The following is a 20,955-nucleotide window of genomic DNA, read 5'->3' on the forward strand; positions in this document are numbered from 1 at the left end:
ATCGACCGCTTCGTCGTCACCATGGGCAACCGCATCATCGTCATCACCCACGACGGCCGCGTCTTCGGCCACGACATCAACGGCAACACCGTCGGCCAAGGCTTCGCCTTCGCCGGATCCAAAGTCGCCTTCAACGGACCCATCGACCGCTTCGTCGTCACCATGGGCAACCGCATCATCGTCATCACCCACGACGGCCGCGTCTTCGGCCACGACATCAACGGCAACACCGTCGGACCCGGCTTCGCCTTCAGCGGATCCAAAGTCGCCTTCAACGGGGCGTTCGACCGCTTCGTCGTCACCGCGGGCAACCGCATCATCGTGACGACCCAGGACGGTGGCGTCTGGGCCCACGACATCAACGGCACCACGGTGGGGCCGGGGTTCCCGATGAACTTCTCCCTCGGGCACTTCACCTTCGCCGGGGACATCTCCGCGGCGAACCGGCAGCGCACCCTCGACCGGCACAGGTTCGCGCTGACGCGCATCGCGGCGTGCGGCAACCTGTCGGCGGACGAGCGGACGAGGCTCCACCAGGCCTACGACCGGGCCATTCACCACACGACCCTCAACCAGGCCGGCGTGAACGCGAGCGCGACGGTCGGCGGCTCACAACTGAACGTCAACTTCGGGGTCCTCTTCCCGCAGGGCGACGAGGAGATCTCCCAGACCCTCATCCACGAGATGGTGCACTGCGCGGGGTTCACCCACCCCAAGCGACGAGACCCTCCGGCCGGCAGCAGCTGCGCCGCACCCAACCCGGCCGTCTTCGACTGCCCGGGCGACAACGGCGTCTACTTCGGCACGGCCCCGCTGCGGGCGGAGTTCTGCATCGCGGGCGACCAGAGCGACGTCCGCTCCCGACTCAGGGCGAAGGCGGCCTCGGAGAGCTGCGTCATCGACGAACACGGAGAGGCCGTCCTGCACACCGAGGCGGCACGCCAGCCGCTCGGTGCGCCGTAGGACCGCACACGGGTGAGTTCAGGTCCGGCGGTAGAGGTCGACCGTCCCCTCTCTCCCGACGGCGATGAGCCGCCCGTCGGGACTGAGGGCGACCGTGTCGGCTCTGGCGGACTCCGTGATCGTCTGCCGCTCGGTCCGGGTCGTGGGGTCCCACAGCTGGAGCCGGTCGCCGGCCGTGACGACGGTCTTCCCGTCCTTGCCGAAGGCGACGTCCCTGGCGCCCAGGGCGAAGCCCGTGAAGGCGGTGCGCCTGCGCGTGGTGACGTCCCACTCCTCGAGGTCTTCGGCGAGAGTGTGAAGCTTCGTGCCGTCAGGGCTGAACGCCAGCCCGTACATCCATCCGTTCCTGTCCTCCGGGGCATCGCGCAGGACGACAGGGGGCTTGCCCGGCGTCAGGTCGGACAGCATCACGCCTTCGTCGTGCGTGCCGACGGCCAGCGTCCTGCCGTCGCGGGAGAAGGCCAGCGCCGAGGGGGTGGCGACGAACCGGTCGAGGGTCGCGACGAGCCTTCGGGTACGGACGTCCCAGAGCCACACGGTGCCCGTGGCGCCTCCGCCCACGGCGAGCAGCTTTCCGTCGGGGCTGAACGCGAGGGTGGACACATACTGATCGATGTCCTTCGTGTTCGGCTTCGCCGGCGGGCAGGTGAGCGTCGCGCGCGCCTGCCGGACGGCCGTGTCCCAGAGCCGGACGGTGCGGCCGTTGCCGGCGGTGGCGAGGAGCGCCCCATCGGGGCTGAAGGCGATCTCCTGTGCGCCGAACTCGTCCGTGGTGATCTCCTGCGGGACCGGAGCGATCGCGAAGTCCGCGCTGGTCCAGAAATGGACGGAACTCTCCCTCGTCCCGGCCGCGATCGTCCTGCCATCGGGGCTGAACTCCAGCGAGGTGACCTCTTCCGCGGAGCTCGGCAGGTACAAGGCCCGTTCCGTCGGGAAAGGCCCCGGGCCGTCCTCGCCGTTCCGCCCGGAACCGTCCCCCGTCCTCCGGCCGCCGAGTCGGACGGCCGCGATCGACGCCCCGCCGGCACCGAGGACCGCCGCGGCGCCGCCGATCAGCAGCTTCCGACGGCTCGGGCCGGGCACCGGGCCGGCGGGTGCGGGGGCCGCCGTCACCGTCTCCTGGGCTTCCACCGGCAGGTCGAGCACGGTCGGCACCCGGGGGACACGCGGGACACCCGGATCCCTGGGGGTCCGGTCCTCCGTGGGCAGACTCGCCAGCCACTCCCCCGTCGCCGCCGCGTCCGGCCGGTCCGCCGCCGCCTTCGACATCAGCGCCGACAGCAGTTCGGCCAGCGGCCCGGCATGCCGGGGCTCCGGGAGGGGACGGGTGAGGACGGCCACGATGATCGCGGTCAGCGACGGGCCGTCGAAGGGCGGACGGCCCTCCAGCGCCGCGTACAACGTGGCGCCCAGTGCCCACATGTCCGCCGCCGCGTCGACCGGCCGGCCCTCCAGCTGCTCCGGGGGCATGAACTGCGGGGTGCCGATGACCGTGTTCGTACGGGTCAGCTGCTGCGTGGAGTCCAGGACCCGGGCGATCCCGAAGTCCGTGACGACCGGCCGCCCGTCGTCGGCCAGCAGCACGTTGTCCGGCTTCAGGTCCCGGTGGACCACGCCCGCCGCGTGCGCGTGTGCGAGGGCGGCGGCAAGGGCGGCGGCGATCGCGGCCGTACGCTCCCACGACAGCCGGCCCTCACGGGCCACGAGCGCCCCCAGCGACGGGCCCTCGACGAACTCCATGACGATCCAGGGCGCGCCCTCGAACTCCGTCACGTCGTGCACGGTCACGATCCCCGGATGCCGCAGCCGCGCCGCGGTCCGGGCCTCCCGCTCCGTACGGGCGATCAACTCCGCGCGCAGCTCCGGCGGTACGGCCTCGAAGAGCACCTCCTTGACCGCCACCACGCGGTCGAGCACCTCGTCATGGGCCCGCCACACGCGCCCCATGCCCCCGCGCCCGACCGCCTCGACCAGTCGATAGCGCCCGCCGACCAGCTGCCCGACAGCCCCCGCCACGCCAACTCCCCCGTCCCTACAAGGATATGGAAGCTATCCTGTCAGGGATCCGGTCAGCTCACGAGGTGCACCGCGAGGACCGTGATCAGGGCGCTCGACACCAGGGCCGTCGCGAGGCGTCCCCTCGGGCCCGTCAGGCCGCGGCCGAGGAGCGCGCCGCCGGAGGCCAGGAAGAGCTGCCAGCTGGCCGACGCCGCCAGGGCCGCGAGGACGAAGACCGTGCGGTCCAGCGGCGTCGAGGGGCCGTCCGGTCCGGTCGCGAGGACCAGGGCCGCGAAGTAGATCACGGTCATCGGGTTGAGGATCGTGATGCCCAGGAAGGTGGCGTACGCCCGCGGAGGAGTCAGGCGCCGCTCCTGGGCGTCGGCCCGCGCGGGCCGCTCCCGCGCACGGTACGCGCGGATCGCCGTCCAGGCCGCGTGCGTCGCCAGGGCGACCAGGACCACCGCCGAGGCCCAGCGCAGCGGGGTCGTCACCGGGGCGAGCAGCGGGACGAGGGCCGAGCCGCCGAGGACGGCCACCAGGGCGTACACCCCGTCCGCCGTCGCGACCCCGAGGGCCGCGCCCGCACCCGTACGCCAGCCCGCTCGGGCGGTGACCGCCACCAGATAGGCGCCCACCGCGCCGACCGGGATCGCGATGCCGTAACCGGCCAGCAGGCCAGCCACCAGCGCCGCGCTCACGCGACGGCGGGGATCGCGCCTCCGGGGGAGCCGGGCTGCTGCTGGTGGGCGGTACGGGCACGTCGGTAGGCGGCGCCGTCCCGCGTACGGGAGAGTTCGCCGCCGGTCACGAGGTAGCGGCGCAGCGCCGGGAAGTCCTCGTGGACGGTGAGCAGCGCTTCGTTCACCTCGCGCTCGCTGTACGAGCGCGACGGCTCGAAGAGGGTCTCGGCCAGGTGCGCGAGGAGCTGCGCCCGGCGCGGGGCCCTGCGGGGGATCGCCTTCAGGCGGCCTTCGGCGGAGAACAGGTCCGCGACCGGGTGCGTCGGGGAGAGAGGATGGGAAGTCATGCGCCGAGGGTGGCCTCCGGCGTGTCGCCCCGGCAACGCATTTTCCCGGGCGCGGTGGCCTACCGGGTGATGACGTTCACCGCGTCCTGGACCTTCGGGATCATCGACGGCATCCCGCTCGACTGGAAGATCGACGCCGCCTTCTCGGTGAACGCGACGAACGCCTCCCGGGACTCCCAGAAGTCCACGACCCGCCAGCCACCGCTCCCGTCGGGCCCCGCGGCATGGGCGATGAACCCCTCGGGCGGCCACCAGGGCGCGGCGTTGATCTGGTCGTTGACCCGCTCGTACATCTCCTGTGTGGCGCCCGGAATCTCGACGGTGACGATGACCGGCATGCTGTTGCTCCCGTACGTAGGGGATGGCATCCCCACCAGCTCACCAGCCGCCCGCCCCGCCCGCACGACGGGACGGCCGAACGGGCGCCCGCGCCGGGTCAGCGGTAGATGAGGAGGTCCTGCTCCGTCGCGCCCGTCAGCTCGTAGCGCGTCCCCACCAGGGGGCGACCCGAGTAGAGGCGGACCAGCGTCGCCGCGGCACCGGTGTAGTGGGCCGGTGGCCTGCCGTCCGTCTCGTTGCCGAGGGACAGCGGACGGCCGCCGCCCTCCGGGAAGACGGCGAGGAGCTCCGGGGTGTCCCTGCGGCGGCTCGTGGCCGCCAGGAGCGGGAGGGCCAGGGCGAGGGAGTCCGTGCCGCCGTACGCGCCCGGCTCCCCGAACGCCTCCCGTACGTCGCCGGCGTGCACCCACTCCCCCAGCGCGACGGCGTCGAGCGTGCCGTCGTCCGTCGCCGCGATCACCGGGCCCGCCTCCGTGAAGCCGCGCTCCAGTTCGTCGAGGATCCGGGCGAGCGGCCACGGCTCCCGCTCGGCGACGTCGGCCGCGTTGGCCGCCGGGAGGAAGACGCCCTCCTCCAGGCGGCCTTCGACGATCCGGACCAGGGCCGCCGCGCAGTGCGCGAGCACCTGCCGGACGGTCCAGCCCGGGCAGGCGGTGCGCAGCGCGAACCGGTCCTCAGGCGTCCGTCGCAGCAGCGGCATCAGCGCGTCCCGTTCCGTCCGCAGCAGCCGGTCGGGGAGCCAGGGGTCGCGCCCGTGCGTACGGCCGGCCATCAGTAGCGGTAGTGGTCGGGCTTGTACGGGCCCTCGGCCTGGACGCCGAGGTAGGCGGCCTGCTCCGGGCGCAGCTCGGTCAGCTTCACGCCGAGCGCGTCCAGGTGGAGGCGGGCGACCTTCTCGTCCAGATGCTTGGGGAGCACGTACACGCCGGTCGGATACTGCTCCGGCTTCGTGAACAGCTCGATCTGGGCCAGCGTCTGGTCCGCGAACGAGTTCGACATCACGAAGGAGGGGTGACCTGTCGCGTTGCCCAGGTTCAGCAGGCGCCCCTCGGAGAGGACGATGACGACCTTGCCGTCCGGGAAGGTCCAGGTGTGGACCTGCGGCTTGACCTCGTCCTTGACGATCCCGGGGATCCGCGCGAGCCCCGCCATGTCGATCTCGTTGTCGAAGTGACCGATGTTGCCGACGATCGCCTGGTGCTTCATGCGGGCGATGTCGGACGCCATCACCACGTCCTTATTTCCCGTGGTCGTGACGAAGATGTCGGCCGTCTCCACCACCTCCTCCAGGGTGGTCACCTGATAGCCGTCCATCGCCGCCTGCAGCGCGCAGATCGGGTCGATCTCCGTGACGATCACCCGGGCGCCCTGGCCGCGCAGCGACTCGGCGCAGCCCTTGCCGACGTCGCCGTAACCGCAGACGACGGCGGTCTTGCCGCCGATCAGGACGTCGGTGGCGCGGTTGATGCCGTCGATGAGGGAGTGGCGGCAGCCGTACTTGTTGTCGAACTTCGACTTCGTCACCGCGTCGTTCACGTTGATCGCCGGGAAGAGCAGCGCGCCCTCCCGGTGCATCTCGTACAGCCGGTGGACACCCGTCGTGGTCTCCTCGGTGACTCCGCGGATGCCGGCCGCCAGGGCCGTCCAGTCCAGCTCCGAGTTCCCCAACAGCTCCAGCACGACCCGCAGTTCGTCGTTCTCGGCCGTCGACGGGTCCGGGACCTCGCCCGCCTTCTGGTACTCCACACCCTTGTGGACGAGGAGCGTCGCGTCACCGCCGTCGTCCAGGATCGTGTTCGGGCCGCCGGTCGGCGAGTCGGCCCAGGTCAGGGCCTGCTCCGTGCACCACCAGTACTCCTGGAGGGTCTCGCCCTTCCAGGCGAAGACCGGGATGCCGGCCGCGGCGATCGCGGCCGCCGCGTGGTCCTGGGTCGAGTAGATGTTGCAGGACACCCAGCGGACCCGGGCCCCGAGCGCGACCAGCGTCTCGATCAGGACGGCCGTCTGCACGGTCATGTGCAGCGAGCCCGTGATCCGCGCCCCGGCCAGCGGCTGCGCTGCGGCGAACTCCCGGCGGATCGCCATCAGACCGGGCATCTCGTGCTCGGCGAGGGTGATCTCCTTGCGGCCGAACTCCGCGAGCGACAGATCGGCGACCTTGAAATCGGGCATGGGCAGGACTCCTTGACGTGAGAAGGAAGAAGGGTGGGAGGTACGGGGGGCGGCGGGCTCGTCAGCGCCGTCCGCCCGCGTTGAAGTAGCTCGCCTCCGGGTGGTGCACCACGAACGCGTCCGTCGACTGCTCGGGGTGCAGCTGGTACTCCTCCGAGAGGTGGACGCCGATCCGCTCCGGCCGGAGCAGGTCGGCGATCTTCGCCCGGTCCTCCAGGTCGGGGCAGGCGGGGTAGCCGAGGGAGTAGCGGCACCCCTGGTACTCCGTACGGAACATGCCGGCCATCGCTTTCGGGTCCGCGCCCCCGATGCCCCACTCGGCGCGCACCCGCGCGTGCCAGTGCTCGGCCAGGGCCTCCGCCAACTGCACGGACAGGCCGTGCAGTTCGAGGTAGTCGCGGTAGGCGTCGGCCTCGAACAGCCCGGCCGTCGCCGCGCCGATCCGGGAGCCGACGGTGACGAGCTGGAGCGCGACCACGTCCACCTCCCCGGAGTCCTCGGCGCGGAAGAAGTCGGCCAGGCAGAGGCGGCGGCCCCGCTGCTGGCGGGGGAAGGAGAAGCGGGTCCGCTCGCCTCCGTCCTCGTCCAGGACGATCAGGTCGTCGCCCTTGGACACACAGGGGAAGTAGCCGTACACGACGGCCGCCTCGGTCAGGTCCTCCCGCTCGACCCGGTCCAGCCAGCCGCGCAGCCGCGCCCGGCCCTCCGACTCGATCGTCGCGGGATCCTTCAGCCCCCACTGGCCCTTGAACAGGGCGCCCTCGTCCAGCCAGGGCGCGTACGCGGCGAGCGGGATGCCGGTGACGACCCGGGTGCCGAGGAACGGCGGCTCCGGTACGGGGTTGTCCGCGGCGATGTCCGAGCGGCCGGCGGGCTCGGGCTCACCGACCCCGACGACCGGCACCCCGACCGACGGCACCCCGGCAGGCGTGGTGACCTCCCGCTTCGGCACCCGGCGCTGCTTCAGGGCCGGCAGGACGGCCCCGGGCACACCCCGCTTGACCGCCATCAGCGCGTCCATCAGCCGCAGGCCCTCGAAGGCGTCCCGGGCGTAGCGCACCTCGCCCTCGTACAGCTCGTGCAGGTCCTGCTCGACGTACGCCCTGGTCAGCGCCGCGCCACCCAGGATCACGGGGTACGTGCCCGCGAGCCCGCGGCCGTTCAACTCCTCCAGGTTCTCCTTCATGATCACCGTGGACTTCACCAGCAGGCCGGACATGCCGATGACGTCGGCGGAGTGCTCCTCCGCGGCCTCCAGGATCGCCGAGACCGGCTGCTTGATGCCGAGGTTGACGACCTCGTAGCCGTTGTTGGACAGGATGATGTCGACCAGGTTCTTCCCGATGTCGTGGACGTCGCCGCGCACGGTCGCGAGGACGATGGTGCCCTTGCCCGCCGCGTCCGAGCGCTCCATGTGCGGTTCGAGATACGCCACCGCCGTCTTCATGACCTCCGCCGACTGGAGGACGAACGGCAGCTGCATCTGACCCGAGCCGAAGAGCTCGCCGACCGTCCGCATCCCGTCGAGCAGCACCTCGTTGACGATCTCCAGGGCCGACCGGCGCGCGAGGGCGGCGTCGAGATCGGCCTCCAGGCCCTTCTTCTCGCCGTCCACGATCCGGCGCTTCAGGCGCTCCTCCAGCGGCAGGGCGAGCAGTTCCTCGGCCTTCCCGGCCTTCAGGGACTGCGCCGTCGCGCCCTCGAAGAGTTCGAGGAAGCGCTGCAGCGGGTCGTAGCCCTCGCGCCGCCGGTCGTGGATCAGATCGAGCGCCACCTCCACCTGCTCGGGTTCCAGGCGGGCGATCGGCAGGATCTTCGAGGCGTGCACGATCGCCGAGTCGAGGCCCGCCTTCACGCACTCGTCGAGGAAGACCGAGTTGAGCACGATCCGGGCCGCCGGGTTGAGGCCGAAGGAGATGTTGGAGAGCCCCAGGGTCGTCTGGACGTCCGGGTGGCGGCGCTTGAGTTCGCGGATCGCCTCGATGGTGGCGACACCGTCGCGCCGGGACTCCTCCTGGCCGGTGCAGATCGTGAACGTCAGACAGTCGATGAGCAGGTCCGACTCCCGGAACCCCCACGTCCGCGTCAGGTCCGTGATGATCCGCTCGGCGATCGCGACCTTCGCCCCGGCCGTCCTCGCCTGCCCCGTCTCGTCGATGGTCAGCGCCATCAGCGCCGCCCCGTGCTCCGTGGCGAGCGCCGCGACCTTCGCGAACCGCGACTCGGGCCCGTCGCCGTCCTCGTAGTTGACCGAGTTGATGACGGCCCGGCCGCCGAGCTTCTCAAGGCCCGCGCGCAGGACGTCGACCTCGGTGGAGTCGAGCACGATCGGCAAGGTGGAGGCGGTGGCGAAGCGGCCGGCCAGCTCGGCCATGTCGGCCACGCCGTCCCGGCCTACGTAGTCCACGCACAGATCGAGCATGTGCGCGCCCTCGCGGACCTGGTCGCGGGCCATCTCCACGCAGTCGTCCCAACGGCCGTCCAGCATCGCCTCACGGAACTTCTTCGACCCGTTGGCGTTGGTCCGCTCCCCGATCGCCAGGTACGCGGTGTCCTGGCGGAACGGGACATGGCCGTAGAGCGAGGAGGCGCCCGGATCCGCGACCGGGGTACGGGCCGGGACGGCCGCGCCCCGGACCCGCTCCACGATCGCGCGCAGGTGCTCCGGGGTCGTACCGCAGCAGCCGCCGACGAGCACGGCGCCGTACTCCCGCACGAACCGCTCCTGCGCTTCGGCCAGTTCGGCGGGCGAGAGCGGATAGTGGGCGCCGTCGGAGGTGAGGACGGGCAGCCCCGCGTTCGGCATCACCGAGACGGGGACGCCCGCGTGCCGGGCCAGATACCGCAGGTGCTCGGTCATCTCGGCGGGCCCGGTGGCGCAGTTGAGGCCGATCATGTCGATGCCGAGCGGTTCCAGGGCGGTCAGCGCCGCCCCGATCTCGGAGCCGAGCAGCATCGTCCCGGTGGTCTCCACCGTGACCTGCACGATCAGCGGCAGGTCGAGCGCGCACCAGTCCAGGGCCCGGCGGGCGCCGACGACAGCCGCCTTCGTCTGGAGCAGGTCCTGGGAGGTCTCGATCAGCAGGGCGTCGGCGCCGCCCCTGATCAGCCCCTCGGCGTTCTGCTGGTACGCCTCGCGCAGCGGCTCGTACGCGATGTGGCCCAGCGTCGGCAGCTTCGTCCCCGGCCCCATGGAACCGAGCACCCAGCGCGGCCGGCCGTCGGCCGCCGTGTGGGCGTCGGCGGCGGTACGGGCGATCCTGGCGCCGGCCTCGGACAGTTCGTAGACCCGCTCCTCGACGCCGTACTCCGCGAGCGCCGCCAGGTTCGCCCCGAAGGTGTTGGTCTCCACGCAGTCGACGCCGACGGCGAAGTACGCGTCGTGGACGGCGGCGACGATGTCGGGCCTTGTCACGTTCAGGACCTCGTTGCAGCCCTCAAGGCCCGTGAAGTCGTCCAGTGTCGGATCGGCGGCCTGGAGCATGGTGCCCATCGCGCCGTCGGCGACGACGACGCGGCGCCCGAACTCCTCCCGCAGGGCCGGTCTCATGACAACCCCCGCAGATGGCCGAGGAGTTCGGCCGTGCAGCCGAGCCCGTACGTCGTCCTGATCCGGTCGAGGAGCGGCTCCCGGTGCAGCCGGTACTCCTGCGTCCCCACGTAGTCGAGGACGGTCGCGGCCACCGCGCAGCCCAGCTGCGCCGCGCACCGCTCGGGCACGCCCCAGGCCGTCCCGGCGAGGAACCCGGCCCGGAAGGCGTCGCCGACCCCCGTCGGGTCGACCACCCCGGGCACCTGGACCGCCGGTACGGACAGGGTGTCCCCGTCCGCGCGGCGGATCCGGACGCCGGAGGCGCCGTGGGTGGTGACCCAGGCCCCGACCCGGCGCAGGATCTCCCGCTCCGACCAGCCCGACCGCTCACCGAGCAGGGCCGACTCGTACTCGTTGCTGAAGAGCCACCGCGCGCCCTCCACCAGGCCCCGCACCTCCTCCCGGCCCAGCCGCGCCAGCTGCTGCGACGGGTCGGCGGCGAACGGGATGCCCAGCTCCCGGCAGGTCCGGGTGTGCCGGAGCATGGCCTCGGGGTCGTCCGGGGAGACCAGGACAAGATCGAGCCGTCCGGTCCTGGCGACGACCTCCCGCAGCTCGATCTCGCGGGCCTCGGCCATCGCACCGGCGTAGAAGGTGGCGATCTGGTTCTGCGCCCGGTCGGTCGTGCAGACGAAGCGCGCGGTGTGCAGCGAGGAGCTGACCCGCACCGAGTCGGTGTCGACCCCGTGCTCCTTCAGCCACACCCGGTACGGCTCGAAGTCCGCGCCGACCGCGCCCACCAGGACCGGGCGGAGCCCCAGGACCCCGAGCCCGAAGGCGATGTTCGCTGCCACACCGCCGCGTCTGACCTCCAGGTTGTCGGCGAGGAACGACAGGGAGACCCGGTCGAGCCGGTCGGCGAGCAGCTGCTCGCTGAACCAGCCGGGGAAGGTCATCAGATGGTCGGTCGCGATGGACCCCGTGACAGCGATCCGCATGTCCTACACCCCTTCGCCCGTGAGCCCCGCGGCCTTCTTCAGCGCGTCCACCCGGTCGGTGCGCTCCCAGGTGAACTCGGGGAGCTCACGGCCGAAGTGGCCGTACGCCGACGTCGTCGCGTAGATCGGGCGCTTCAGCTCCAGGTCGCGGATGATCGCGGCCGGCCGCAGGTCGAAGACCTCGCCGATCGCGTCCTGGATCGCCGCGTCCGGGAGGGTTCCCGTGCCGAAGGTCTCCACGAAGAGGCCGACCGGCTCCGCCCGGCCGATGGCGTACGCGACCTGCACCTCGCAGCGGCGCGCGAGTCCGGCCGCCACGACGTTCTTGGCGACCCAGCGCATCGCGTACGCGGCGCTGCGGTCCACCTTCGACGGGTCCTTGCCGGAGAACGCGCCACCGCCGTGCCGGGCCATCCCGCCGTACGTGTCGATGATGATCTTGCGCCCGGTGAGTCCCGCGTCGCCCATCGGGCCGCCGACCTCGAACCGGCCGGTCGGGTTCACCAGCAGCCGGTAGCCGTCGGACTCCAGGTTGACGCCCTCCTCGGCGAGCGCCTTCAGCTCGGCCTCGACGACGAACTCCCGGACGTCCGGGGTCAGCAGCCCCTCCACGCTGATGTCGGCCGCGTGCTGGGAGGAGACGACGACGGTGTCGAGCCGGACCGGCCGGTCCCCGTCGTACTCGATGGTGACCTGCGTCTTGCCGTCCGGCCGCAGGTACGGCACGGTCCCGTCCTTGCGGACCGCCGTCAGCCGGCGCGCGAGGCGGTGCGCGAGGGCGATCGGCAGCGGCATCAGCTCCGCCGTGTCGTCGCAGGCGTAGCCGAACATCAGGCCCTGGTCGCCGGCGCCGCCGGTGTCCACGCCCTGCGCGATGTCCGGGGACTGGGCGCCGATGGAGACCGAGACCCCGCAGGAGGCGCCGTCGAAGCCCTTCATCGAGGAGTCGTAGCCGATGTCGAGGATCGCCTCGCGCACCAGCTTCGCGATGGGGGCGTACGCGGTGGTCGTCACCTCGCCCGCGACGTGCACGAGACCTGTCGTGAGCAGGGTCTCCACGGCGACCCGGGCGTCCGGGTCGTCGGTGAGGAGCGCGTCGAGGATCGTGTCGCTGATCCGGTCGGCGATCTTGTCCGGGTGGCCCTCGGTCACCGACTCCGAGGTGAACAGCCGCCGGCTGCTCACGCTTCCACCTGGGCCTTGAAGAAGTGCGCGTCGATCGCGGCGAGGGTGCGGATGGAGTCGACCTCCAGGGTCTCCATCTCGATCGCCCGCCCGCACTGCTGCTCCAGGAGGAAGACGAACTCGACGAAGGACAGCGAGTCGATGAGCCGGTTCTCGATCAGGTCGAGGTCGTCGGCGATGTCGGACCGCTCGGGGTGCCGGTCCAGGATCCAGTTCTTCACCTGCTGCAGGCCGTCGGCCATGGTGCTTCTCCTTCTAAGAGGTAGGGGGAACGGTGATGATCGGGGCGGCGACCGCCACCGCGTAGTCGACGTCGTGGCTGATGGACACCGTGATCTCGGTGATGCCGGTCGCGGCGGCCATCTCGGCGGCACTCCGCCGCAGCTCCACCAGCGGCCAGCCGCCTTCGGAGCGCCGCACGACGATGTCCGTCCAGGGCAGGAACCTGCCCCGGACCCGGAGGGTCTTGAAGGCCGCCTCCTTGGCCGCGATCCGCCCGCACAGGCTCAGCAGATCGAGACCGGTGGAGGTGCGGCAGTCGGCGAGTTCGCCGGGGGTGAGCATCCGCTCGAAGAACGTCTCGCCGTACTCGGCGAGCAGCCGGCGGACCCGGGTGACGGACACGATGTCCATGCCGAGGCCGGGCAGGGTCGGGCCGCCCGCCGGCGGGGCGACGGGACGGGCCGGCACGTCAGCTCACCGGCCCGACCGCGGTACGTGCCTCCGTCACGGCCCGGGTGGCCGTGGCCCAGTCGCCGTGGCGGCGGGTCAGCGCGGACAGCCAGCGTTCGAGGCCGAAGGCGACGCAGCTGGTGAACGCCGGGCCTCCGGTCGACTCCAGGGTGATGGCGCACCGGTCGCCGAAGAAGTTGCGGTGCGTGTTGACGGAGGCGATCGCCAGGTCCTCGTACAGGAACTCGTGCTTCACGGGGGTGAGGCGCTGGAGCACCGCCTTGGAGCCGCCCTTGTCGAAGAACGGGTCGCAGGCTGCCTCCTTGCGCAGCGGCAGGTCGAGCGCCGCCGCGAAGGACTGGATGCGCGCGGTGAAGTCGCACAGGTGCGCCTCGGCGTGCTCGCGGCTGCCGATGGCGACGATCTCCCGCATCCGGAAGCCGAGTTGGCGCCGCATGCCCTCGTAGTGGGTCTCCTTGCGGAAGCACCAGGAGCAGACGGTCACCAGCGTGTCGTCGGCGACCTGCCGGCCCTGGTGGTCGAGGTAGACGGCGTAACAGGAGGCCGAGGGCAGGCCGAGCGCGGCGGGCTGGAGCGCGTCGCACGGGAAGCAGCCGTTGTCGTCGCAGTGGAACCCCGCGCTCTCGCGGCGCTCCAGGGAGAGGGGGGCGGCGACGACGGCCTGGTGGGGGAAGTTGTCGTAGTAGTCGAGCCGGGCCAGGTCGGCGACCGGCAGCAGCGGGGGCATGGTCATCGGGCGGGCGCCCGCGGTCACACCCCAGCTCTCGAAGGTGTCGTCGAGGAGCCGCAGCAGCGCGGTCGCCTCGGGGCCGAGGGAGGGGAGTCCCCTGGTCTCCCCGGCGGTCGCGGGGGTGGTCACGGTCATGGTCGGTGCACCTCTCGGGTGGGAGGGCCTGGGGTCGGGAAGGCTGGGATCGGGAAGGCCTCGGGCGGGAGGGCCCGGGATCGGGCAGGCCTCGGGCGGGAGGGCCCGGGATCGGGCAGGCCTCGGGCGGAAGGGCCCGGGATCGGGAGGGCCCGGGACCGCCTCAGACGACGGGCAGGGTGTCGTCGGAGAAGATCCCGGTCTTCAGGAAGAAGGCGAGCGGCTTGCGGATGGCCTTGCGCTCGTAGGGGCGGCGGCGCTCGTCGGCGACCAGCGCGTTGCGCAGGGCGAGCGGGTCGGCGATGCCGGCGTCGCGGTAGACGTGCGGGTTGTAGAGGGAGTTGACGCTGTAGACGACGTACCGCTTGAGGTACGCCTCGACCTCCGCGACCCGCGCCGCCGGGACCGCCTCGCACATCCGGGTGAAGAGCAGCGAGACGAGCTCGCGGCCGAAGGCGATGTGGCGGGACTCGTCCTGGTGGTGGATGCGGTTGACCTCGCGGATGGTGTGGCAGAGGGACTCGTCCTGCGCCATCCGGGTGTTGTAGTGGTCGACCAGCTCCTCGAAGAACAGGATGCGGGCGAAAACGAGGAAGTTCTCGACCTCCGGCTCCCACGCGGAGTCGGCGCGCATGGCGGTGGAGCCGTAGATCTTGTGTCCGTAGCGCCGGCAGAACTCGGCGAAGAACCACATGTGCTCGTTCTCCTCACCGATGAAGTGGTGGAAGAAGTCCGAGGGAACCTCGAAACCGGGCATGTGGATCCGGCCGACGACCTCGATGAGCAGCTCACGGATGCCGTGCACGTTGAGGCTGTAGAAGTTGATCGACTCCCACTTCGACAGCCGCCGGATCGTCTCCTCGCCGAGCGCGTCGAAGTGCGGGGTGCCGTGGACGGTGAGCAGCTCGGGGGTCATCCACAGCTGGTCGTCGGCCAGCCGGTCCGGCCAGTCGAACTGCTGGTAGGGGTTGTAGTACTCCTCGATGGAGCGGGAGCTGAGCCGCTCCAGGACGTCGATGAACCGGTCGGTGACGGGCAGGGGGGCACTGACGCCCATGGCGACTCCTTGGCAGGGGGTGGGAGCGGTTACGGCCGGACCTCGTAGACCGCGTTGACCGGGGTCTCCGTGGCGCGCCGCCAGCGGGTGAAGCCCGCCTCCTCGGCGATGGCGCGGAAGGCCGGCTCGCCCGAGTGGTTGCCGAGCGCGTGCGGGCCGCGCTGGGCGACGGCCACGGGCAGGCACATCACGGCGGACAGGGCCATGAACATGCGCGCGGCCGGGGTGCGGGTGTCGATGTCGGCGGGCGAGACGTTCGACTCGACGAGCATCCAGGTGCCGTCCGGGTCCAGGGACTTGTGGACGTGCTGCGCGGCGGCGACCGGGTCCCCCATGTCGTGCAGGGCGTTGAAGAAGGTCACCAGGTCGTAGCCGGAGCCCGGGTAGTCGTCGGCGGCGGCCACCTCGAAGACGACCCGGTCGGAGAGGCCCGCCTCCTCGGCGAGCTGCCGGGCGATCGAGACGGCCTCCTCGGAGTAGTCGAAGCCGTGGACGGTCGCCGCGGGGAACGCCCTGGCGATGAGGAGGGTGGTGTGGCCGACGCCGCAGCCCACGTCGGCGACGGTCCCGCCGCCCGCGAGCTTCTCGGTGACCCCGTGCAGCGCGGGCAGCCAGTCGGCGACGAGCTTGTGCTCGTACGTGGGCTGGAAGAAGGAGCCCATGCCGGTGTCGAGGGCCGCGTCGTGCTCGGCCCAGCCGACGCCGTCGCCGGTGCGGTACGCGTCGACGAGGAGGTCCTCGGTGGCGTACAGCGCCTTGAGGGCGGTGAAGAACCCGGCGGCGAAGGTGGCAGCCTCCGGGTCGGCGAGCACGGCGACGTGGTCGGCGGGGAGGGTGTACGTACCGGCGCTCGGGTGGCGCTCGACGTAGCCGGCGGAGAGCTGGGCGTGCAGCCACTCCTCGACGTAGCGCTCGTTCGTGCCGGTCCTGGCCGCGAGCTCGGCGGCGGTCGTCGGGCCGTGCGCGGCCAGCGCCTTGTAGAGGCCGAGGCGTTCGCCGAGGGCGACGGTCAGCCCGCGGACGGCGGCGCCGGCGTCGGTGATGACCTGCTGGTGGAAGTCGTGGACGCTCATCCGGCCCGCTCCTCGGTGTGGGTGGGGAGGTCACAGGTGAAGAGGAACGAGCGGGGCACGCGCGGGATGTCGCGCGCCGGGACCCGGTAGGGCCAGCGGCCGAAGTCGGCGCCCTCCTCGCCGGGCTGCCTGACCTCCCGTACGTCCCAGCCGCAGTCGGTGAGCAGCGCCTCGGGCTCCTCGGTGCCGAAGAGCCACGGATTGCCGTCCTCCTTCAGGGCGTTGAGGAAGGGGCGGGAGAGCGGGTTGTCCAGGGCGGCCCGCGAGATGACGTCGCCGAGCAGCACGGAGCCGTGCGCGGAGTGCGCGGAGAGCGTCGAGATGAGGGTCCGTACGGCCTGCTCGGGCAGGAAGAACAGCAGCCCCTCGACCACCCACAGGACGGGTTCGTCGCTGCGCCAGCCGGCCTCCTTCAGTGGCCCCGTCCAGTCCTGGGTCAGGTCGACGGGGACGGTGACGCGGGTGCGTCCGGCCGGCAGCGGCTCGTCGGCGAGCATGGCCGCCTTGGCGTCGAGGAGGGCGGGTCGGTCGAGTTCGTAGACGGTGACGCCGTCCGGCCAGGGCAGCCGGAAGAAGCGGGTGTCCATGCCGGCGGCGAGGAAGACGACCTGGCGGATGCCGCGCTCCTCGACCGCCTTGACGACGGCCCGGTCGAGGTAGGTGGTGCGGATGGCGAGGAACGGCACGGTGCCCGCTCCGGCGTAACGTTCCAGCAGCTCGAAGCCGATCCGGTCGGCGACGGTGCGCGCGTAGGGATCGGCGAAGAGCCGGTCCTCGCGTTCGGTCTCCAGGGCGCGCGCTGCGGCGGTCCACTGGGCGGTGCGGGATACGGCCTCCACAGGAGGTCCCCCTTCACTGGGCGGTTGGGAGAGTTGCGGACGGCCGTGCTCAGGCGGTGATCCGGGCACAGGCGACGGGGTCCTCGGCCGCGGGCAACGACGACGGACGCGCGGCCCGGGCACCCGCACCGGATCCGGCGGGACGGCGCCGGAAGATGCTGTGCAGGATCATGCTGAACACGGCCGTCCCGTCGGCGGCCACGAGCGTGCACCGCGGCTTGACGGTGCCGGTGGCGGGGTTGAACGGCGACGGGGTGGAGCCAAGGATCTCCACGCGGGCGGTGAGCACGTCGCCCGGGCGGACGGGCCGCAGATAGCGGACCTCGTCGATGCCGGGCGAGCCCAGGCAGTCGCTGTAGGCGAGCAGTCCGTCCACGTAGCGGCGCATGAAGAGCGCCTGGGTGTGGAAGCCGCTGGCGATCAGCCCGCCGAACGAGGAGCGCGCGGCGAGCTCCTCGTCGGTGTGGAAGGGCTGCGGGTCGAAGCGCCGCCCGAACTCCAGCACCTCGTCCGTCGTGACGGTGACGGTCCCCAGTTCGTGGATGTCGCCGGGCCGGAAGTCCTCGAAGTAGCGCATCGCGCTTCCCCCTTGACCTAGGAGAGATCATTCCCTGGCAACACCCAATTTACGAATCACTCGTTCTTTTTGTCAACCCAAAAGAACTACCCGAGAGCGTCGGCGAAGTCCCCCCACAGGTCGTCGACGTCCTCGATCCCCACGGAGAGCCGTACGAGCCCCGGCGCTATCCCGGCCGCCGCCAACGCCCCTGCGTCCAGCTCGCGATGGGAGGTGGAGGCCGGGTGGGCGACGAGGCTCTCGACACCGCCCAGGGAGAGCGCGAGCCGGGCGATGCGCACCCCCTCGATGAAGGCCCGGCCCGCCTCCCGCCCGCCGGCCAGCTCGACGGACAGCAGCCCGCCCCCGCCCCCGGAGAGCACCTTCCGGGCGGTGTCGTACGAGGGACGGCCGGGCAGCCACGGATAGTGGACGGCCGCGACCGACGGATGCGCGGCGAACCGCTCGGCGAGCACGGCCGCGCTGGCGCAGGTCTCGCGCATCCGCAGCGGCAGCGTCTGGATCCCGCGCAGGGTCAGCCAGGCGGCGAACGGGTCGGCGCACGCGCCGAGTTCGACGGTCCGGGGCCAGATCCGGCGCCGCAGCCCGTCGTCGGCGAAGACGGCGGCGCCACCGAGCACGTCGGAGTGCCCGGCCAGGTACTTGGTCGTCGAGTGGACGACGACGTCGGCGCCGAGCTCCAGGGGCCGGCACAGGACCGGCGAGGCGAGGGAGTTGTCGACGACGGAGATGATCCCGAGCCGGCGCGCGACGGCGAGGAGGGCGGGCAGGTCGGGGACCTGCCCGGTCGGGTTGGCGATGGTCTCCAGGAGGAGGAGCGCGGGCCGCTCACCGGCGGCCGTGGCGGCGGCCTCGACGTCCGCCGGTTCCGGGTCGACGTACGTGACCTCGATCCCGTACCGCGCGGAGAGGTCGGCGAGAACGGCGTACGTACCCCCGTACAGGCACCGCTGCGCGAGCACCCGGTCGCCGGTCCGCAGCAGGCCGAGGAGCACCCCGCTGACGGCCCCCATCCCGGACGCGAAGGCGAGGGCTCCCGCCCCGCCCTCGAGCCCGGCGAGGGTCTGCTCCAGGGCCCGTACGGTCGGATTGCCACGCCTGCTGTACGCGTAGGGCCCGTCGGGCCCGGCCATGGCCTCGGCGAGCGCGTCGGCGGAGTCGAAGGCGAAGGCCGAGGACTGGACGAGCGGCACGGACAGCGGCCGACTCCCGGGCGGGGGCGGGTCGTTGACGACATGGACGGCGCGGGTGCTGATGTGGTGGGGCACGGCGACTGCTTCCTTCCGGTACGGGAAAGGGGCCGCCCGACGAGTCGGACGGCCCCTGGGATTGGCGTACGGGGGGACGATCAGGCGGAGACCTTGTCGCCCGCGGGGGCGGACTCGGCGGGCGCACCGGCGGCGAGCGCCTTGTCGCTCTTCATGACGAGGAGGGTCACGACACCGCCGACGGCGGCGATGACGGCAGCCCCGATGAAGGCGGCCGAGAAGCCCTCGGTCAGCGCGGGGAGGTCGCCGAGCCGGTCGGCGCCCTGGGACATGGCGAGCGCGGTGAGCGCGGCGAGGCCGAGGGCGGAGCCCACGTTGTAGGTGGTGTTGACGATGCCGGAGGCGAGACCGGCCTGCTCCTGCGGGGCGCCGGACATCGCGGCGATCATTGCCGGGATGTAGGCGAGGGACATGCCGAGCGCGGCGACCAGCGAGGCGGGCAGCACGTCGACGAGGAAGGTGCCGGTCGGCGGGACGGCGGCGAGCCAGACGAGCCCGGCCGCGAGGACCAGCAGACCGCCGGCGATCAGCGGCTTGGCGCCGTAACGGCCCATGAGGCGGGCGGTGATGGCCGTCATGAAGATCATCAGCAGCACGGTCATGGGGAGCAGGGCGGCGCCGGAGGCGAAGGCGCCGTAGCCGAGGACCTGCTGGAGGTAGAGGTTGAGGAAGTACCACATCGGGATCCACGCGGCGCCGAGCAGCGTCATGGCCAGGTTGGCGGAGCCCAGGCGCGGCACGCGCCACACGGAGAGCGGCATGAGCGGCTCGCGCACGCCCTTCTGGACGAGGAAGAACAGCACGAGCAGGGCGGCGGCGCCGACGAGCTGCAGCACGGTCCCGGTGGAGCCCCAGCCGACCTCGGGGGCGCGGACGACGGCGAAGACGGCGAGGGCGAGCCCGGCGGTGACGGCGACGGCGCCGAGGATGTCGACGGAGCCGCGGCGGGACCGGACGTCCGGCAGGAGCTTGGTGGCGGCGAGGGTGGCGAGGCCGATCGGGATGTAGATGATGAAGACCCACTGCCAGCTCATCCACTCGGTGAAGACACCGCCGAGGAACACTCCGGCGGTACCGCCGGCCGGGGCGGCCGCGCCGTAGAGCGCCATGGCCTTGCCGAGTTCCTTCGGGTCGTGCATGAAGAGCATCATCAGCAGGGTCATGGCGGAGGGCGCGATGAGCGCACCGCCGACGCCCTGGACGGCGCGGCCGACGATCTCGACCCAGGCGGTCTGCGCGGCCGCGGCGACGACGGATCCGGCGATCATCACGGCCCAGCCGGTGACGAAGATCTTCCGTGCCCCGACGAGGTCGGAGAGGCGCCCGCCGAGCAGCAGCAGCCCGCCGAACACGATGACGTAGGCGTTGAAGATCCACGAGAGCTCGCTCTGCGTGAAGCCGAGATCCTTCTGCATCTCGGGCAGCGCGACGCCGATGATCGAGGTGTCCATGATCACCATGAACTGGGCGGCAGCGAGCACGACAAGTGCCCACCAGCGCCGGGGATTGACGGTTGACATTGCCCTGCTCCTTCGCTCGACGTATACCCCTAGGGGGTACCTTCGCGGAGCACCGTAGCATACCCATGGGGGGTATGTAAGGCTGAGTGGACGGCCAGGATCCGAGGGAAGATGGCGGGCATGACCGCAGACGTGGACCAGGCCGCACACGACGCACTGCTCGCCCGCTGGACGTCGACCCTGCTGACCGCGAGGGCGGGCGGCGAGGGCCCGCCCCCGGAGCCGTACGGGAGGAACCTGCTGGCGCGCTGGTCGGAACCGCAGCGCCGCTACCACACGGTGGACCACCTGAAAGCGGTCCTGGACCGCATCGACGAACTGCCGCACGAGGGCGGCGACATGGAGCTGATCAGGCTGGCGGCCTGGTTCCACGACGCGGTCTACCGCCCGGACCGCTCCGAGAACGAGGAACGCTCGGCGGTCCTGGCCGAGAAGGCTCTGACGGAGGCCGGCCTGACACCGCGCCGGGTGACGGAGGTGGCCCGCCTGGTCCGCCTGACGGTGACGCACGACCCGGCGGACGGCGACACCGACGGCGAGATCCTGTGCGACGCGGACCTGGCGATCCTGGCGACGGACGAGGAGACGTACGGGGGGTATGTGCGCACGGTCCGCGAGGAGTTCGGCTTCGTCCCGGACGACGCGTTCCGCCAGGGCCGCGCGGCGGTCCTGCGCCAACTCCTCGCCCTGCCACGCCTGTTCCGCACCCCGTACGGCGCGGCGCACTGGGAGGCGCGGGCGCGGGCGAACATGGAGAGGGAGCTGGCGGGCCTGGAGGGCTGACGAGAACGCTGCCGATCTTCGTACAACTTTCCGCCGTTTCGTGAGTCTCCTCAGGTGGCGCCC

20 protein-coding genes are annotated in these 20,955 nt (G+C 71.8%); 2 read left to right on the forward strand and 18 right to left on the reverse strand.

Features of this window, described 5'->3' with window-relative positions; translation table 11 throughout:
* Positions 1-963, forward strand: a 963-nt coding sequence (locus tag AB0E14_RS21475; protein ID WP_362420215.1) for a hypothetical protein, incomplete at its 5' end; no start/stop codon positions are given.
* 18 nt (positions 964-981) lie between these two features.
* Here the strand turns inward: AB0E14_RS21475 and AB0E14_RS21480 are convergent.
* From AB0E14_RS21480 to AB0E14_RS21565, 18 genes are all read right to left on the reverse strand, one after another.
* Positions 982-2,979 carry a serine/threonine-protein kinase gene (locus AB0E14_RS21480; RefSeq protein ID WP_362420218.1) on the reverse strand — a complete coding sequence of 666 codons (1,998 nt, stop codon included), beginning with the start codon at positions 2,977-2,979 and terminating at the stop codon, positions 982-984.
* Positions 2,980-3,032: 53 nt separating this feature from the next.
* The gene (locus AB0E14_RS21485) at positions 3,033-3,662 is read right to left on the reverse strand and encodes a LysE family transporter (protein WP_362420221.1); all 630 of its coding nucleotides are present in this window, start codon (positions 3,660-3,662) and stop codon (positions 3,033-3,035) included.
* Positions 3,659-3,991: a DUF2087 domain-containing protein gene (locus tag AB0E14_RS21490; protein WP_362420224.1), complete on the reverse strand. Its 333-nt coding sequence runs from the start codon at positions 3,989-3,991 to the stop codon at positions 3,659-3,661. The genes AB0E14_RS21485 and AB0E14_RS21490 overlap by 4 nt, the downstream gene beginning before the upstream one ends.
* 59 nt (positions 3,992-4,050) lie before the next feature.
* Complete coding sequence (locus AB0E14_RS21495) at positions 4,051-4,329, reverse strand: hypothetical protein (RefSeq protein ID WP_362420227.1); 279 nt, start codon at positions 4,327-4,329, stop codon at positions 4,051-4,053.
* 98 nt (positions 4,330-4,427) lie between these two features.
* Positions 4,428-5,102 carry a maleylpyruvate isomerase family mycothiol-dependent enzyme gene (locus AB0E14_RS21500; protein WP_362420230.1) on the reverse strand — a complete coding sequence of 225 codons (675 nt, stop codon included), beginning with the start codon at positions 5,100-5,102 and terminating at the stop codon, positions 4,428-4,430.
* Complete coding sequence (gene ahcY, locus AB0E14_RS21505) at positions 5,102-6,502, reverse strand: adenosylhomocysteinase (RefSeq protein WP_362420233.1); 1,401 nt, start codon at positions 6,500-6,502, stop codon at positions 5,102-5,104. The genes AB0E14_RS21500 and ahcY overlap by 1 nt, the downstream gene beginning before the upstream one ends.
* Positions 6,503-6,563: 61 nt before the next feature.
* The gene (gene metH, locus AB0E14_RS21510; RefSeq protein ID WP_362420236.1) at positions 6,564-10,052 is read right to left on the reverse strand and encodes a methionine synthase; all 3,489 of its coding nucleotides are present in this window, start codon (positions 10,050-10,052) and stop codon (positions 6,564-6,566) included.
* Positions 10,049-11,032: a carbohydrate kinase family protein gene (locus AB0E14_RS21515; RefSeq protein WP_362420239.1), complete on the reverse strand. Its 984-nt coding sequence runs from the start codon at positions 11,030-11,032 to the stop codon at positions 10,049-10,051. The genes metH and AB0E14_RS21515 overlap by 4 nt, the downstream gene beginning before the upstream one ends.
* A 3-nt stretch (positions 11,033-11,035) precedes the next feature.
* Complete coding sequence (gene metK, locus AB0E14_RS21520; RefSeq protein WP_362420242.1) at positions 11,036-12,217, reverse strand: methionine adenosyltransferase; 1,182 nt, start codon at positions 12,215-12,217, stop codon at positions 11,036-11,038.
* Positions 12,214-12,459 carry a phosphopantetheine-binding protein gene (locus AB0E14_RS21525; RefSeq protein ID WP_362420245.1) on the reverse strand — a complete coding sequence of 82 codons (246 nt, stop codon included), beginning with the start codon at positions 12,457-12,459 and terminating at the stop codon, positions 12,214-12,216. The genes metK and AB0E14_RS21525 overlap by 4 nt, the downstream gene beginning before the upstream one ends.
* A gap of 13 nt (positions 12,460-12,472) precedes the next feature.
* Positions 12,473-12,907: a holo-ACP synthase gene (acpS, locus tag AB0E14_RS21530; RefSeq protein ID WP_362420248.1), complete on the reverse strand. Its 435-nt coding sequence runs from the start codon at positions 12,905-12,907 to the stop codon at positions 12,473-12,475.
* 1 nt (position 12,908) lies between these two features.
* Positions 12,909-13,775, reverse strand: a complete 867-nt coding sequence (locus AB0E14_RS21535; protein ID WP_362420251.1) for a hypothetical protein — start codon at positions 13,773-13,775, stop codon at positions 12,909-12,911.
* Between the two features lie 163 nt (positions 13,776-13,938).
* Positions 13,939-14,832 carry a diiron oxygenase gene (locus AB0E14_RS21540; protein WP_362420254.1) on the reverse strand — a complete coding sequence of 298 codons (894 nt, stop codon included), beginning with the start codon at positions 14,830-14,832 and terminating at the stop codon, positions 13,939-13,941.
* Positions 14,833-14,861: 29 nt separating this feature from the next.
* A complete protein-coding gene (locus tag AB0E14_RS21545) occupies positions 14,862-15,905 on the reverse strand; it encodes a class I SAM-dependent methyltransferase (protein ID WP_362420258.1) in 1,044 nt (347 codons plus the stop codon).
* A complete protein-coding gene (locus AB0E14_RS21550) occupies positions 15,902-16,744 on the reverse strand; it encodes an SAM-dependent methyltransferase (protein ID WP_362420261.1) in 843 nt (280 codons plus the stop codon). The genes AB0E14_RS21545 and AB0E14_RS21550 overlap by 4 nt, the downstream gene beginning before the upstream one ends.
* Positions 16,745-16,793: 49 nt before the next feature.
* Positions 16,794-17,321, reverse strand: a complete 528-nt coding sequence (locus AB0E14_RS21555) for a MaoC family dehydratase (protein WP_362420264.1) — start codon at positions 17,319-17,321, stop codon at positions 16,794-16,796.
* A gap of 86 nt (positions 17,322-17,407) precedes the next feature.
* A complete protein-coding gene (locus AB0E14_RS21560) occupies positions 17,408-18,589 on the reverse strand; it encodes an aminotransferase class I/II-fold pyridoxal phosphate-dependent enzyme (protein ID WP_362420267.1) in 1,182 nt (393 codons plus the stop codon).
* An 80-nt stretch (positions 18,590-18,669) separates the two neighbouring features.
* Entirely contained in the window at positions 18,670-20,109 is a 1,440-nt protein-coding gene (locus AB0E14_RS21565; RefSeq protein ID WP_362420270.1) for an MFS transporter, read from the reverse strand.
* A gap of 120 nt (positions 20,110-20,229) precedes the next feature.
* On the opposite strand from AB0E14_RS21565, the gene AB0E14_RS21570 reads away from it, so the two are divergent.
* Positions 20,230-20,892, forward strand: a complete 663-nt coding sequence (locus tag AB0E14_RS21570; protein WP_362420273.1) for a hypothetical protein — start codon at positions 20,230-20,232, stop codon at positions 20,890-20,892.
* Positions 20,893-20,955 lie beyond the last annotated feature (63 nt).

Origin of the sequence: Streptomyces sp. NPDC047981 (genome assembly GCF_040653315.1) — a bacterium.
Taxonomy (GTDB): domain Bacteria; phylum Actinomycetota; class Actinomycetes; order Streptomycetales; family Streptomycetaceae; genus Streptomyces.

Bases quoted from the DNA above. Each gene is read 5' to 3' on its own strand.
- metH (WP_362420236.1), bottom strand. From the start codon at position 10,052: ATGAGACCGGCCCTGCGGGAGGAGTTCGGGCGCCGCGTCGTCGTCGCC.
- AB0E14_RS21535 (WP_362420251.1), bottom strand. From the start codon at position 13,775: ATGACCGTGACCACCCCCGCGACCGCCGGGGAGACCAGGGGACTCCCC.
- AB0E14_RS21545 (WP_362420258.1), bottom strand. From the start codon at position 15,905: ATGAGCGTCCACGACTTCCACCAGCAGGTCATCACCGACGCCGGCGCC.
- AB0E14_RS21525 (WP_362420245.1), bottom strand. From the start codon at position 12,459: ATGGCCGACGGCCTGCAGCAGGTGAAGAACTGGATCCTGGACCGGCAC.
- ahcY (WP_362420233.1), bottom strand. From the start codon at position 6,502: ATGCCCGATTTCAAGGTCGCCGATCTGTCGCTCGCGGAGTTCGGCCGC.
- AB0E14_RS21515 (WP_362420239.1), bottom strand. From the start codon at position 11,032: ATGCGGATCGCTGTCACGGGGTCCATCGCGACCGACCATCTGATGACC.
- AB0E14_RS21500 (WP_362420230.1), bottom strand. From the start codon at position 5,102: ATGGCCGGCCGTACGCACGGGCGCGACCCCTGGCTCCCCGACCGGCTG.
- AB0E14_RS21555 (WP_362420264.1), bottom strand. From the start codon at position 17,321: ATGCGCTACTTCGAGGACTTCCGGCCCGGCGACATCCACGAACTGGGG.
- AB0E14_RS21540 (WP_362420254.1), bottom strand. From the start codon at position 14,832: ATGGGCGTCAGTGCCCCCCTGCCCGTCACCGACCGGTTCATCGACGTC.
- AB0E14_RS21495 (WP_362420227.1), bottom strand. From the start codon at position 4,329: ATGCCGGTCATCGTCACCGTCGAGATTCCGGGCGCCACACAGGAGATG.
- AB0E14_RS21570 (WP_362420273.1), top strand. From the start codon at position 20,230: ATGACCGCAGACGTGGACCAGGCCGCACACGACGCACTGCTCGCCCGC.
- AB0E14_RS21565 (WP_362420270.1), bottom strand. From the start codon at position 20,109: ATGTCAACCGTCAATCCCCGGCGCTGGTGGGCACTTGTCGTGCTCGCT.
- AB0E14_RS21490 (WP_362420224.1), bottom strand. From the start codon at position 3,991: ATGACTTCCCATCCTCTCTCCCCGACGCACCCGGTCGCGGACCTGTTC.